Source organism: Shewanella sp. SR43-4, assembly GCF_014163845.1.
GTDB lineage: Bacteria > Pseudomonadota > Gammaproteobacteria > Enterobacterales > Shewanellaceae > Shewanella > Shewanella vesiculosa.
Window position 1 is genome coordinate 20654 of record NZ_JACJEB010000004.1, and the last position, 15387, is coordinate 36040.

Sequence of the window (15387 nt, forward strand, 5' to 3'; positions counted from 1 at the left end):
AAAAGGGCATGTTATGGGTATAAGCAGCGGTTATCCTTATCCACTGGGGGCGACGGTTGATAATAGCGGAGTGAATTTTTCGTTATTTTCAGCACATGCCACCAAAGTGGTGTTGTGTATCTTTGATGCCACGGGGGAAATTGAGGTTGCTCAGTACATTATGACTGAGAAAACAAGGCAAATTTGGCACTGTCATCTAGCCAATGCTCAAGCTGGGCTTTTGTATGGTTACCGCGTTTTTGGGCCCTATCAACCGCAGCTTGGCCATCGTTTTAATCACCATAAATTGCTCCTCGACCCATATGCAAAAAAGCTGGTAGGAGAGCTAAAATACCATCCGGCGGTCTATGGTTATGACATTAATGCCCTTGATGAAGATTTGTCATTTGATACTCAAGACAGCGCGCCTTATTTACCCAAAGCACAAGTGATCGATTATGAGTTTGTTAAAGACATTCCAATCGTACCGCTCAATATTAGTCTGGCTCGAAGCATTATCTATGAGACCCATGTAAAGGGGTTTACTCAACAACATCCGCAGGTCGATGCAACAAAAAAAGGCACCTTTGCGGGCCTAGCGAGCAAGCCGATAGTCGATTACTTACAAAATGTTGGTATTACCAGCGTAGAGTTATTGCCCGTTCATGGCTTTTTCGATGAGCCTTTTTTGATTGAAAAAGGCCTCAATAACTATTGGGGCTATAACAGTATTGCCTTTATGGCGCCTCATTCTGCTTATTTATCTGATGAGGGTGATATTGCTGAGTTTAGGCAAATGGTCTCAACACTTCACGCAGCAGGGATTGAAGTGATCCTCGATGTGGTATTTAACCATACCGCCGAAGGAAACCATTTAGGGCCGACGTACAGTTTTCGCGGTATCGATAATGCCAGTTATTACCGTTTATTGCCTAATGATAAGCGCTTTAATATTAACGATACTGGTTGTGGTAACACCTTTAATCTTAATCATCCGCAAGTATTAATGTTAGTCATGGACTCTTTGCGTTATTGGGTCGAAATTATGGGCGTCGATGGGTTTAGATTTGATCTCGCCAGTTGTCTTGGCCGTGAGGCTTATGGTTTTGATCCCGGAAGTGGATTCTTCGATGCTATTACCCAAGACCCAGTATTGTGCAAGGTTAAGCTCATTGCCGAGCCTTGGGATATTGGCCCCGGTGGTTATCAGCTCGGTAATTATCCCGTGGCATTCAGTGAATGGAATGATCGCTACCGTGATGCAATGCGCCGTTTTTGGCGTGGGGATAGTGGTTTATTACCTGAATTTGCCAAGCGATTTCATGGCTCGAGTGATTTCTTTGAACATAACGGCCGAGGCCCAGCGGCGAGTATTAATTTTATCACCAGTCACGATGGCTTTAGTCTACATGATTTGGTGAGCTACAACGATCGCCATAACTTGGCTAACGGTGAGGATAACCGTGATGGTCATCAAGAAAACTGCAGTTATAACTATGGTATTGAAGGCGAATCTGCCGATGAAGCGATTAATGCCATTCGATCGCGACAAAAACGCAATTTACTAACCTGTTTATTGTTGTCTCAGGGCGTGCCCATGTTGTTGGCGGGTGATGAATCAAGTCAAACACAACAAGGCAATAATAACGCCTATTGCCAAGATAATCCTATCGGCTGGTTTGACTGGGAGCAAATAGATTGGTCGTTAGTGAATTTTACTGCGCAGTTGATAAGCTTGCGCAAACGTTTTCCTATGCTGTGTCACCAAGCTTTTATTCATAAACCAGAAGCCTTATTTGATAACGGTTTAGCTTGGTTTAACCGCCAAGGTGAGGTGATGAATAAATCAAATTGGTGTGAACATCATACCCGTACCTTAAGCGTGATTTTAACCGGTAATCTAGCGGATGCCGACATTGGTGCGGTGGCGGAAAGTACCGAAGCGTTATTATTGATGATTAATGTCGATGAGTTGCCCCACCAATTTACTCTGCCGCAATTACCCCATTTTCGCCATTGGCATTGCTTACTGCATACCCAAGAAAGTGAACCTGAAGTCGATGCTAATAAGCAAGTGAATGTAATCAGTCGTAGTTTAATGCTATTTCATACCGAATTTACTAGGAGTCATTGATGACCACAGCAAAAGATAACGCCAGTGTAAAAAAAACCACTGTGCGTGCCAGTCGCAGTAAAGCTAGCACTAAGGCGACGAGTAAAGAAAATGTCGTGGCGGCCTCGCAAGCTGACAAGGTGGTTAGTGCTCATCATGATCCTTGTGAACCCTGTGACAGTTTATCGGCATCACTTGCCCGACATATCCGCTACGGGCTATGTCGTGACGAACATGAACAACATGAGCTTTTCAATGCCGTGGCGCAAAGCGTTAAAGAACAAATGCTCGATAACTGGCGTCAAACACGGATTAAAGACAATCAATATCAACAAAAACAGGTCGCGTACTTATCACTTGAATTTCTAATGGGCCGAGCCCTAGGTAATGCATTGTTGAGTTTAGACATTACTGCTGATGCCCAACAGGTGTTAACCGATTACGCCACCAGCTTAGAAGATATTGAGCAAGTTGAACAAGATGCTGGTCTTGGTAATGGTGGACTTGGGCGCTTAGCGGCATGCTTTTTAGACAGTTGTGCGAGTTTAGACTTATCGGTTACTGGTTATGGGATTCGTTACCAATATGGCATGTTTGCGCAAAAGATTGTCGATGGTTATCAAGTAGAGCGTCCCGATCGCTGGTTACGTCATGGTAACCCATGGGAAGTTCGCCTCTCTAACCGTATTGTTAGCGTGCCTTTTTTTGGTCATAGCGAAACTTATGTTGATAAGCATGGACATCGACATCATGTGTGGGTAGATACGCAAAACGTGTTAGCTGTCCCTTATGATATGCCAATCCCAGGATTTAAGAATGGTCGTATCAATACACTGCGTTTATGGAAAGCCGAAGCGAATGACGAATTTGATTTAGCCGAGTTTAACGAGGGCGATTATGCTGAAGCCGTTGCCACTAAAAATTTGGCTGAACAAATCACCATGGTGTTATACCCAAATGATTCGAGTGTGAATGGCAAAGAATTACGACTACGCCAGCAATACTTTTTATCATCAGCCAGTTTGCAAGATTTGCTGGCCCGTTACGTTAGTCAATTTGGTGAAGACTTCAGCCAGTTTAGTGAACATAACGTGTTACAGCTTAATGATACTCACCCCAGCATTGCCGTACCTGAGTTAATGCGACTGTTACTGGATAAATACAGTTTGAGTTGGGATGCCGCATGGGCGATTACCAGTCAATCTATGGCCTATACCAATCATACTTTACTGCCCGAAGCGTTAGAGCGCTGGTCGGTACCTATGATGAAAAACATGTTGCCACGCATTGTCGAAATTATCTTCGAAATTAATGCTCGTTATTTAGAACAAGTGGCTCATCATTGGCCGGGGGATATTCAAAAGTTAGCCAGTATGTCGATTGTCGAAGAAGGCCCCGAGCAACATATTAGGATGGCATATTTAGCCATTGTTGCCAGTTTTTCAGTTAACGGTGTGGCGGGCTTGCATACTCAGTTACTTAAACAAGGGCTGTTTAATGACTTTTATCAATTGTGGCCCGATAAATTTAATAATAAAACCAACGGTGTTACTCCAAGGCGTTGGCTTGCGTATTGTAATCCTAAGTTATCGGCACTTATTTGCCGTCGTTTAGGTGACGAATGGATCAATGATTTATCTCGTCTTACCGCACTCAATGCTTTTAGCAGTGACAAGCAGTTCGTTAAAGAATGGGCGCAAATTAAGTTTGAAAATAAACAAGCGCTAAGCACATTTGTGAAGCAGCAATGCGATGTTGAGTTTGACCCACTAATGATGTTTGATGTGCAAGTGAAGCGTATTCATGAATATAAACGTCAGCTCCTGAATATCCTCCATGTGATTCATTTATATCGCCGTATTTTAAGTGGCGATACGCAGAATATGGTGCCACGCTGTGTACTCATAGGAGGCAAAGCCGCACCAGGTTACGCCATGGCCAAGCAAATTATTAAACTGGCTAATAATGTCGCTCATATGGTCAATTCCGATCCTTTGGTCACGCCATTTTTACGCATGGCATTTTTGCCCAACTATAACGTCAGTGCCATGGAAAAAATATGTCCGGGTACCGATTTATCTGAGCAAATATCTACAGCAGGTAAAGAGGCGTCGGGCACAGGAAACATGAAATTCATGATGAATGGAGCCTTAACGATTGGTACTTTAGATGGCGCCAATATTGAGATGCTGGAAGAGGTGGGTGATGATAATTTCTTCTTATTTGGTCTAGATGCTAACCAAGTCGCTCAAGCGCGGATAAATTATCAACCGCAACACATTGTTGAGCATTCAACAGCCCTTAATGGGGTCATGAGTATGCTAAAAAGTGGCCATTTTAATTTGGTCGAACCGGGTATTTTTAACGACATTATCGCTTCAATAATTGATCCTAATGATCAGTGGATGACCGCTGCTGATTTTGACAGTTATTGTTTAGCACAAGAGCAGGTCGCTAAGACGTATCTTGATCAAGATAGCTGGCAAAAAATAAGTATTCGAAATACTGCCGCCAGTGGGCGTTTTTCAAGCGACAACACCATAGCGGGCTACCGCGATGAAATATGGATGAAAAAGTAATACAAGGAAAGTGCAGCGACGCTGTAATTAACGTAAATCGTAGATTAATGTTTGTTTATTGGTGGCTACGTTGAATAGCCAAATGGAGTCTGCTTATGAGTAATGTTCGTTATATTAGTAATTTAACTCGTGATACCTATGCGTTGATATTAGCGGGTGGTCGAGGTTCTCGGTTGTATGAATTAACCGACTGGCGTGCGAAACCTGCGCTTTATTTTGGTGGTAAGTATCGCATTATCGACTTTCCGTTATCAAACTGTATTAACTCAGGAATACGAAGAGTGGGAGTGGTGACGCAATATAAGTCACATTCTTTAATTCGACATGTTACTCGTGGCTGGGGTCATTTCAAAAAGGAACTAGGGGAATCGGTTGAGATTTTACCTGCGTCACAGCAAACATCTGGTAACTGGTATCAAGGTACTGCCGATGCGGTATTTCAAAATATTGACATTATTCGGCATGAAATCCCTAAGTATGTGATGATCTTATCTGGCGATCATATTTATCGCATGGATTATGCTGGTTTGCTCGCAGCTCATGCTGAATCGGGTGCCGATATGACAGTGTGTTGTTTAGAAACCCCAATTGCAGAAGCGGCAGGTGCATTTGGGGTGATGGAAGTTGATAGTGATAATCGGGTCATTGGTTTTGAAGAAAAGCCCGCAGAGCCTAAGCCAACCCCAACTGATCCAGAAAAGTGTTTAGCCTCAATGGGCAACTATGTTTTTAATACTAAATTTTTGTTCGAACAATTAAGAAAAGATGCCAATAACGAAAGCTCAGATCGTGATTTTGGCAAAGATATTATTCCGGCAATTATCAAAACACATAATGTGTTCGCGTTTCCTTTTACAACTTCAGTGTCTGATGAGCCAGCCTATTGGCGCGATGTGGGTACCTTAGATTCATTTTTCCAAGCGAATATGGAGTTATTGTCGCCAACACCAGCATTAAATTTATACGATGCTAAGTGGCCAATTTGGACATATCAGGAACAGCTGCCACCGGCTAAGTTTGTGTTTGATGATGATAATCGCCGCGGTATGGCAGTTGATTCGATCGTTTCCGGCGGTTGTATTATCTCTGGTGCCAAAGTGAAACGAAGCGTGCTATTTGACGAAGTGCGTGTGTGTTCTTATTCCTCAGTCAAAGATTCGGTATTATTACCCGATGTGGTGGTACTGAAGAATTGTAAAATAAAAAATGCCATTTTAGATCGGGGTTGTATTATTCCTGAAGGCATGTCGATTGGTTATAATCAAGAACATGACAAGGCGAGGGGTTTTAGGGTGTCAGAAAAAGGCATTACCTTGGTAACCCGCAAAATGTTAGGTTTAGCGGTTGGCTTTGAATAAGGATCTTAGATGACTCCTGCGAGTGTAAAACGAGTCCTGCTGGTGGCAGCAGAAAATGATGCACTGCATGGCGCTAAAGTTGGGGGCATGGCGGATGTCATCCGTGATTTGCCGCCAGCATTGGCACAATGCGGCGTAATAGCCGATGTGGCCATGCCAAATTATGGCTTCTTAGCGCAACATTATCATGCCGCACACATGGCTGATGTTGAAGTTGATTTTGCCGGCCAGCGCCATACTGTAGCGGTTTATCGCTTGCCAAGACCACAACATAAAGATGCCATCCTTAATGTGGCTGAAGATCAATGGGATGACGCGGTAGCTCAAATCTATCTATTTGATCATCCGCTATTTAATCACCAAGGCCAAGTGTATTGCAGTGGTTCGGCAGACAGACCGTTTGCCGAAGATGCAACCAAGTTTGCACTGTTTTCTCTTAGTGTGGCCACGTGCTTGGTGAATAAATTATTACCACAGTTTGAGGTGTTGCATTTACATGACTGGCACAGTGCAATGGTTGCCATGCTGCGTGGATGCGTAGATGATTTTTCTGCGCTGAGAGTATTACCTTGTGTGTTTACCATTCACAATTTGGCCTTACAAGGGATCCGGCCTTTTATTGGCGATGATTCATCGTTTGCCCATTGGTTTCCGCAATATGTGGGTAAATTAAACCTTATTGCCGATACCAGTATATTTGACCCTCGTTACAGCAATTGTGTTAATCCGATGCGCATGGGCATTGTACTCAGTGACAAAGTGCATTTAGTGTCGCCCAGTTATGCGCAAGAGGTGTTAATGCCATCTGACTATCACAAAGGCTTTTTTGGTGGCGAAGGGTTAGAGGCCGATTTAGTGGTTAAGTCTTTACAAGGTGATGTGGTTGGGATCATTAATGGCTGCGTTTATGATGATGTTAGCCATAAATCTAATCAAGCCCAGCTTACTAAGCAGAGCGAGTATTGGGCGTTATTACTTCAAGCTGAGAATGCCGTCATTAAGTGGCAAACTAAAACAAGCCAGCTGAGTGTATTAGACTCAATTGCGTTAACACGGATCAGTCAATCTAAGCAGACTATATTAGCCGACTATCATCACTTAACCGCCTTAAAAAGCAGTGTGTCAGATGATGAGCAACGATTTTTACTGACCTCAGTTGGGCGTTTAACAGAACAAAAAGTGCTGATTCTGTTGCAGCCTTTTAACCCAACTCACGCCACTAAAATTCATTCCTCGGCGAAAACAGTGTTAGAGGCTATTCTCGAATCACTCAAGAAACATCAACCTAATGGCGTGTTTATGTTACTTGGTAGTGGTGATGTGAATATTGCTAATGCATTACAAGCTACCGCAGCACGTTATGATAACTTTGTGTTTTTACATGGTTATGACGAAGCTTTATCTGAGCAACTTTATCGCTTGGGCAGCTTGTTTTTAATGCCCAGTTCATTTGAGCCTTGTGGGATCAGTCAAATGCTCGCGATGCGGGCAGGCCAACCATGCTTAGTTCATGGCGTGGGGGGGCTCAATGATACGATTGAAGATAATGTCAGTGGCTGGGTATTTAACGGTGCAACACTGGCGACACAAGGTGAAGCCTTGGTTGAGCGTTTTACTCAAGTGCTCGAGTTATTTGGCAGTGATACTTGGAAGCAAGTGAAACAAAATGCCGCTAAACAACGATTTACCTGGAATGAGGTTGCTAAACAGTATATTGAAAAGTTATATGTGAGCAGTTGAGCTATCCAGTCAGTGTCCAAGCGAATCATATTGGATAATGTGACTAGATAGCACTCAACCGGTTACTCAAATTATTAGCAAACGAGTAGCAGGCAGCTCTTGGCACTCTTTGTATTGATAGCCGTAAGTGCTCAATTAGCCAATAAAAAAGCCAATCAAATTGATTGGCTTTTTTGTCTTCCAATAACCACTTAAACTTGACCTGCTAAATAGCTGACGACTTTATATAGTGCACTTTATGTCGAAGCGTTGTGCTGAGCCATAGAACGATGTTGTCCGTTTGATGACTCATGAGTCTGCTGCTGATATCGTGCTATGACCAATAAAGATACCATCTTGTGTTACTAGTTTAGTGACTAATAGGTATAGCGAAGATCCAAGTAATAGTAACCACCATTAAACCCAAATGGAGTATTGGTGAGCGGGTATATAAAAATTCCGTTAAAGTTATTATCCTCAGGACGTTTCTCTGGATAAGTATCAAACAGGTTTTGTACCCCTAAGGTGACGGCGAGATTATCGGTTGCACGGTAACGAGTACTTAAATCTGTGGTCCATCTTGAGCCATATTCCACTTCACTTGATGAATAACCCACAGTGTAGTTTCCGAAATAACTGAAACGTAAGTTGGTAGTGAAGTCGTCATACTGATGCGTAAAGCCAATGTTAGCAGTATTTTTGGGATTGGCTTCAGTCATGCGAACAACTTCAATATTATCAAATAGCTCGTCTTCTAATCCATTGAGGATTGAAGGCAACGAAATGGACTCAATTTCAGTTTCTTTGTATGAGTAGGCTAGGTTGGCTTTTAAATCGCCAAATTCACCAAGGTCTATCCCTTGAGTGATAACTAAGTCTACACCTTGAGTTTTAGTATCAACCGCATTCATAAAGAAGCGAGCCGAGTCGGCATTAGTGCCCTCAAGGATAGCGGCAATCGCCGGTGAACTTTCTTTATCTATAGCGCCTGATAAAATGATTCTGTCATCGACATTAATTTCATAAGCATCTAATGTGACTGCAAAACCATTATTACCCGTGTAAACAATACCTGCACTATAAGAATGTGATTGTTCAGCTTTAAGATCTGGAATACCTAGCTCTGATCTGATCGGCGATAACTGATTAAAGGTGCCTGATTCTCTAGGAATAAACTCACCAGTGACTGGATCGGGATCAAAAAAGGTCGATACGTTAGTAAAATACAGTTGCTGCACACTGGGTGCACGGAACCCCGTGTCGGTGGTTAACCTAAGTGCCAGACTGTCCGTCAGCTCATAACGGCCAGATAGCTTCCAGCTGGTGTTGCTACCAAAGTCAGAATAATCTTCATAACGCACAGCTGCTGCCCAATAAAAATCTTCGGTGAGTTGGTTTTCAAGTTCAATATACAGTCCGAGGTTAGTGCGGTCTTCATCGACTTCAGACTCTTTGGTAAAACCACCAAAACCTTGGCTACCGCCAGATTTCCCTTGGTAATCGCCTTTGATATACGACTCTTCTTGGCCTGCATCAATTTGATAGCCACTTTGACGCCATGTCACGCCCATCGCGACTAATAAGTCTGAGTCATTAGCAAAATCATAGTAGCTTGAAGCATCAACATTAAGATTAAGTTCACTGGTAGACAGGGTTCCTGCATCAAAGCTTGTTGGGCTAATAGGGCCGAGCGAGGCATTGATACTGTTTTCTAAGGTATATTCAAAACTGTTGCTACCAAAACCAGCCGATGAGTCAACTTGCCATTTCCCTAACTCAAACTCATAACCGGTTACTAAAGAGTAATCGATAATTTCTGGGCTTATTTGTGGTAAAAATCCGTCTGGATAGACTTCAATCACGTTGCGAGAATCAAGTGCACGACGATAAAAAGCGCCTGAACTTGAGTTACGTTTGCTAATGCCACCAAAGGCATAAAGCTTACCCTTGGTATCTAACCCTTGTTCAGCATTCAAAAATAAGCCGTAGTTGTCATAGTCACTGTCGCCAACATGATGATTCTTACGATCGAATGTGGCTTCACGGGGATCAGGACTGCCGTCGGCTAATGTTGGATATTGCTGGCGAGTATCAAAGCCCGCTCTGTTGGTGGCGTTTTTCTGATGCGCCTCTAAAGAGACGTTCACAAAACCTTCGTCACTGAAGCTAAAGCCATGGTTTACGCCTAAACGAACTTGTTCACCATCACCTTCATAGGTTTGACCTACTTGAGTCGTAATGCTGCCGCCTTGGTCACTGTCTTTCAGCACAACGTTAATCACCCCAGCGATAGCGTCAGATCCATAAAGTGCAGAGGCACCGTCACGTAAAATTTCAATTCGCTTAATGGCTGTCATCGGAATAGCATTTAAATCAACGTTTGACGAACCTTTGCCTAAGGTTCCGGCCAAATGCACTAATGCCGAACCATGACGGCGTTTACCATTAACCAACACTAAAGTGTGATCCGGTGACATGCCGCGAAGGCTTGCTGGACGCACAGCGTCACTGCCGTCAGTAATTGATGAAAATGGGAAGCTATAACTTGGTGCTGCAAATTGTAATGCTTTGGCCGTTTCAGTAATCCCGGTGGCTTCAAGTTGTTCGGAGGTAATAATATCGACAGGTGTTGCACTGTCTGTAGCGGTACGAAGGGCGATACGCGAGCCAATGACCTGAATGCGCTCTAGGTTTTCACCTTCCTCTGCAGCGATGGCTACAGGAGCTGAAATACTGCCAATAACGGCCAAACAAACGAGACTTTTATACATTAGTAATCCTGCGATAACGTTATAGTAAACTTTGTAACATTATAGGACATTTTCGCTGATGCATAGGAGTACTAACTGCTGACTTAGTTAGTCTAATCAGTCATATGTCATGACACTCTGGTCTAGTTGAACACTTAGTGGCGTTCATTTATTAACCATTAAACCGCGCAAACAATAAATGCCTGCGATCAGTCACAGGCATTTATTGTAGATGATGTGATTGCTGTTAAGCGGCTCTTAGTTAGGTAAGCTTGCTTGGTGGGATGAGATAAAAGCTGCCATCGCTTGTTCAGCGCGCTCTTGTGCCGATGCCCAAGTATCGGTATTGGTCATGGTTTCGACTATTTCGTAATAGCACTTAATTTTAGGTTCAGTGCCAGAGGGACGAACTATCACGCGTGCGCCATTTGCTAAAGCATAAATTAATACATCACTGCTGGGCAGATCAATGCTGTGTTTGCTGCCATCGGCGCAAGTACGCTGCAGGCTTTTTAAATCATCGCTAGACACCACAGCGAACTCACCAATGGTAAGTGGTGGGTTTTCACGTAAAAACTCACCAATATTGGGGGTGTCAGGCTTAAGCGCAATACTGACTTGGGCATTAAGATGAAACCCGTGTTGGCGATAAATCTGTTCTAATCTGTCCCAGATGGTTTGGCCATTGGCGGCAAGCTCTGCAGTGAGTTGCGCAAAGGCAACAATGGCCGATAAGCCATCTTTATCCCACACTAAGTTACCTATGGTATAACCGAGTGCTTCTTCATACGCGAATAAAAATTGGTTATCTTGTTGATGCTGACTAATACCGACGTTCATCAGCCATTTAAAACCTGTTAGCGTGGTGTAGCTTTGGGCACCGAACTCAGAGGCGATTTTAGACAATAGGCTTGATGACACTATGGTTGTGCCGTTGAGTTGTTGATTTTTAGGGGCGTGGCTGAGTAAGTAATGACCCAATAAAACCCCGACTTGATCGCCAGTTAGCATTTTATATTCACCATCTGCTGTGCGTACTGCAACAGCAAAGCGGTCTGCATCAGGATCATTGGCGCAAGCCAGAGTCGCTTTATGCTTTTTTGCCTCAGCAATCACTAAGTCCATGGCGCCTTTTTCTTCCGGGTTGGGGAAGTTAACTGTCGGAAAGTCACCATCAGGTTCACGTTGCGCGGCTACCGAATACACCTGAGTAAATCCAGCATCTTTTAACACAGTTTCAGCCATGTCGGCGCCCACACCATGCATTGCGGTATACGCTAAACTGACTTTATCTTGGCCATTGCGATATTGCAGCTCTTTGGCATCAAATATTCCCTGGCGATAGGCTTGGTAAAAATCGTCTTGCAACCAATTCAGCTTTTGTTGTGCAATGGCAACATCTAAGGCTAGAAACGGGATAGCTTGAGTGGCTGCACTAGTGATTTGGGCAGCAATTCCGCTGTCGTGGGGTGGAATAATCTGTGCGCCATTTTCCCAATAGACTTTATAGCCATTGTATTGTGGTGGGTTATGGCTGGCTGTTACCACAATACCTGCGGCAGCGTTAAGATGTTTTACCCCAAAAGCGACTAAAGGCGTGGCGGCAACTTTGTGAGTCAAGTACACGTTAATGCCCATGGCGGTTAGTACACTCGCCGCATCGTGGGCAAAATCATAAGAATCGTGGCGGCCATCGTAACCAATTACCACACCTCGCTCGGCAGCATTGTTAATCTGCTCGAGTAAGTAAGCACCCAAACCGGCAGTGGTTTGGCGAATCACTAAACGGTTCATCGCCATTGGCCCAACACCAACTTCACCTCGAAGCCCTGCAGTGCCAAAGGCTAAACGGCCTGCAAAGCGAGCGGCAAGTTCAGTTTCATTGTTTGAATCAATGAGTGCTTGCAGTTGCGCACGAGTTTTTGGGTCGGGGTCTTTGTTGAGCCAATGGTTTATTTGATGTTGAAGATGGGTATTCATGAATCACCTCATTGATAATCATTTTCAATAACAGTAGGAAAATCGCGCCACGAGAACAAGTGAATTCGTTACCAAATCAATAAAAATAACAATTTGTATTCATGATTTCTACGCTTAGTCTACATGCTTGAACGTAATCATTAGTCTATAAACAAACAGTTGCCGCTAAATATGAAACCTCTAAAGCAAGTATTACAACCTCTAAAGTGAATATACCAATCCATCGCGTTAAGCGTGCATTACAAGCAAGAGCATTGTCGCCTAGACAAGATACAAAAAAGGCTTGTGAGGGTTATCAACAAGCCTTTTTGTGACAGGATCAAAACCTATTTTGTTTCAGCAGCATAATTTTGTGGGAAAAAAGCACGTTTTGCGGCTTCATCAAATTCTGATTTAAATACAATATCTTTACCCATGTCTCTGGCTCGTGCAACGGCTGGACGATTGTTGATACTGTTAAACCAGCGTTGAACATTCGGGTAAGTAGCCAGTGCATCTTGACCTAATACATAGCCGATTTTATCAACCCAACCCCATGCAGCAATATCGACAATGCTCAATGCATCACCCACGATAAACTCACGGTTACTAAGATGTGCGTCAAGGACTTGGTAATGACGTTGAGTTTCACGTTGATAACGGTTTGTGGCGTAAGCTATTTTTTCAGGTGCATGATGGGTGAAATGTACACATTGACCAGAATAAGGTCCTAAACCAGTGGCGACAAACATTAACCAAGATAATAGCTCCCCTCGATTTTCAGGCACGCCAGTTAATTGACCTGTTTTGTCTGCAAGGTATAAAAGAATGGCACTTGAATCGAATACACGCACGCCATTATCTTCAATAGCGGGGGTTTTGCTGTTGGGGTTAATCGCTTTAAACTCCGCAGTATGTTGCTCACCTTTTAAGGTATCCACTGGCACAAGCTCAAACTCGAGAGCAGTTTCTTCAAGGAACAGCGCAATTTTCATTGGATTAGGGCCTGGATGGAAATAAAATTTAATCATGTGAACTCCTTCATAAGTAAGAAGTGTATTAAAACAGTTTTTGAACGAATGCTCAAATTAATTTGATCGATCGCTCAAAATTAATAGAAAGACGATAGGGTATTGTTATCATGTAATTAAATATACGGGAGAGAACTGTAAGTTGATTGCAGTGAAAGCTATGGCCTTTAAAGCCTGATTATCTTTTTAGGAGTTGTTTTAAGCAGTGTGTGACTGTTTTATCTAAAGTAGAGGCTATGACAGGGCGTTATTTCAGCTAGGTAATCAATAACGCGGCAGCACTAAAAACAATCCGATTGCTGACAAGTCAACAATCGCTATCATCTACTGTTGTAAGTCTTGGTATAACGAATGGTTATCGACACCTGTTTTTACTGATTCAGACTCGCCAACAAAGGCAATATTTTGCTGACTTTATCAAAACTTTCTTGGTACTCAGCGTCGGCATTTGAATCAGCGACAATGCCACCGCCAGCCCAACAGTAAATACGGTTATTTTCGGTGACTAAAGTGCGAATGGTAATACTGGTATCCATATTACCGTTTTGACTGATATAACCAATACTCCCACAATAGACATTTCGTCGTGATGGCTCTAACTCTTCAATGATTTCCATGGCGCGAATTTTTGGTGCGCCAGTAATTGAACCGCCAGGAAAGGCTGCTTGGAGTAAATCAAATGCATTTTTATCTTGTGCCAGTGTGGCACTTATGGTGCTGACCAAATGGTGCACAGCAGGGAAACTTTCAATTGCAAATAATGTCGGTACCTTAACCGAGCCGGGCGCCGCGACTTTGCTAATGTCATTGCGTAACAGATCAACAATCATCACATTTTCAGCACGATCTTTTTCGGATGCAAGTAATGCTGCTGCAGCTTGTTGATCCAAAAGCGGATCTTGATGGCGAGGTAACGTGCCTTTTATCGGTTTAGTTTCAATCTGCTGGTCGCTTAGTTTAATAAAGCGTTCTGGCGAAATAGACAGAATACAATGATGTTCAAGGCGTATAAACGCTGAAAAAGGGCCTTGATTCGCCGTGGATAATGCACAGTAAGCTTGCCATTCATTACCTTGATATTGCGCCTCAAATCGTTGGGTTAAATTGATTTGGTAACAATCACCGCTGAGTAAATACTCTTGAACACGTGCAAACTTATGTTGATATTGTTCAACGCTAATGTGGTTAACCCATGGTGTGGTTAATTGAAAAGCAGGCAAGCTGGATGTCTGTTTTAGATTATGCTCTATTTTTGATTGAATTAAATTCAACTCATACTCAAGTGCGCCGCAGCCGTCGAAATGGTATGCATACCATGACTTTTCTGCGTAATCATATATCAGGGCAAAATCATAAAATCCAATATTCATATCATTAAGATGAATATCTTTAACCGCTATTTTAGGCAGGTTTTCAATATCTCGACCCAAATCATAACCCAATGCCCCAAGTGCACCGACACTAAAAGGGTGCAGAGATCCTTGCGCACAGGGATAAAGACGAGCATGCAGTTGCGCTAATGTTTCAAATGGACTGGCTTGCTGATTGATGTCGATATTAAGCGCGATTATTTTTGGATGTTTAGGGTTAAATGAGCAAATTCCGTCATGGCTAGTTAAGGTCGCGATAGGATTAAACCCAATAATGTCGAAAGTGGCATCTTGGTGCGACGCATTGGCGGAGTCGAGTAATGTCGCCCATGGCTGGTGGCTAAAAAGTGAAAATAGCGCCTTAGTGTCTATTTTCCAATCCAGTTTTTGCATAAAAAGTGCGTTTTTTGCCCGCGCAGACATCGATAACCCTTATCTAAAATGTGATGTAGCCCAAAAAGGATGGAAAGAGTATCATATTGGCCTTAATAGTTAATATTAAATCGATTCTAATAAAAACGATAACCAT

Annotated in this window: 8 protein-coding genes; 4 read left to right on the plus strand and 4 right to left on the minus strand. The window is 43.1% G+C overall.

The annotated features are described in order from the left end of the window. Positions 1-13 precede the first annotated feature (13 nt). The 4 genes from glgX (at position 14) to H5123_RS05410 (ending at position 7769) form a co-directional block, all read left to right on the plus strand. Positions 14-2113 carry a glycogen debranching protein GlgX gene (glgX, locus tag H5123_RS05395; RefSeq protein ID WP_182697264.1) on the plus strand — a complete coding sequence of 700 codons (2100 nt, stop codon included), beginning with the start codon at positions 14-16 and terminating at the stop codon, positions 2111-2113. Then, on the plus strand, positions 2113-4671 hold the full coding sequence (locus H5123_RS05400) for a glycogen/starch/alpha-glucan phosphorylase (protein ID WP_182697265.1): 2559 nt from the start codon (positions 2113-2115) through the stop codon (positions 4669-4671). Before glgX ends, H5123_RS05400 begins: the two co-directional genes overlap by 1 nt. A 95-nt stretch (positions 4672-4766) precedes the next feature. Next, a complete protein-coding gene (glgC, locus tag H5123_RS05405) occupies positions 4767-6029 on the plus strand; it encodes a glucose-1-phosphate adenylyltransferase (protein WP_124014731.1) in 1263 nt (420 codons plus the stop codon). A 9-nt stretch (positions 6030-6038) separates the two neighbouring features. Further along, positions 6039-7769: a glycogen synthase gene (locus tag H5123_RS05410; protein WP_182697266.1), complete on the plus strand. Its 1731-nt coding sequence runs from the start codon at positions 6039-6041 to the stop codon at positions 7767-7769. 356 nt (positions 7770-8125) lie between these two features. On the opposite strand, the gene H5123_RS05415 is transcribed toward H5123_RS05410, so the two are convergent. The 4 genes from H5123_RS05415 to pabB all read right to left on the minus strand — a co-directional run bounded on the left by H5123_RS05415 (position 8126) and on the right by pabB (position 15281). Then, positions 8126-10519 (minus strand): TonB-dependent siderophore receptor, encoded by a 2394-nt coding sequence (locus tag H5123_RS05415; protein ID WP_182697267.1) that lies wholly within the window; start codon positions 10517-10519, stop codon positions 8126-8128. A 237-nt stretch (positions 10520-10756) separates the two neighbouring features. After that, entirely contained in the window at positions 10757-12478 is a 1722-nt protein-coding gene (locus tag H5123_RS05420) for a phospho-sugar mutase (protein WP_182697268.1), read from the minus strand. Between the two features lie 326 nt (positions 12479-12804). Beyond that, complete coding sequence (locus tag H5123_RS05425) at positions 12805-13488, minus strand: glutathione S-transferase family protein (RefSeq protein WP_182697269.1); 684 nt, start codon at positions 13486-13488, stop codon at positions 12805-12807. A gap of 371 nt (positions 13489-13859) precedes the next feature. Further along, the gene (pabB, locus tag H5123_RS05430; RefSeq protein WP_182697270.1) at positions 13860-15281 is read right to left on the minus strand and encodes an aminodeoxychorismate synthase component I; all 1422 of its coding nucleotides are present in this window, start codon (positions 15279-15281) and stop codon (positions 13860-13862) included. Positions 15282-15387: the final 106 nt, after the last annotated feature.

Bases quoted from the DNA above. Each gene is read 5' to 3' on its own strand.
- glgX (WP_182697264.1), top strand. From the start codon at position 14: ATGGGTATAAGCAGCGGTTATCCTTATCCACTGGGGGCGACGGTTGAT.
- H5123_RS05400 (WP_182697265.1), top strand. From the start codon at position 2,113: ATGACCACAGCAAAAGATAACGCCAGTGTAAAAAAAACCACTGTGCGT.
- glgC (WP_124014731.1), top strand. From the start codon at position 4,767: ATGAGTAATGTTCGTTATATTAGTAATTTAACTCGTGATACCTATGCG.
- H5123_RS05410 (WP_182697266.1), top strand. From the start codon at position 6,039: ATGACTCCTGCGAGTGTAAAACGAGTCCTGCTGGTGGCAGCAGAAAAT.
- H5123_RS05415 (WP_182697267.1), bottom strand. From the start codon at position 10,519: ATGTATAAAAGTCTCGTTTGTTTGGCCGTTATTGGCAGTATTTCAGCT.
- H5123_RS05420 (WP_182697268.1), bottom strand. From the start codon at position 12,478: ATGAATACCCATCTTCAACATCAAATAAACCATTGGCTCAACAAAGAC.
- H5123_RS05425 (WP_182697269.1), bottom strand. From the start codon at position 13,488: ATGATTAAATTTTATTTCCATCCAGGCCCTAATCCAATGAAAATTGCG.
- pabB (WP_182697270.1), bottom strand. From the start codon at position 15,281: ATGTCTGCGCGGGCAAAAAACGCACTTTTTATGCAAAAACTGGATTGG.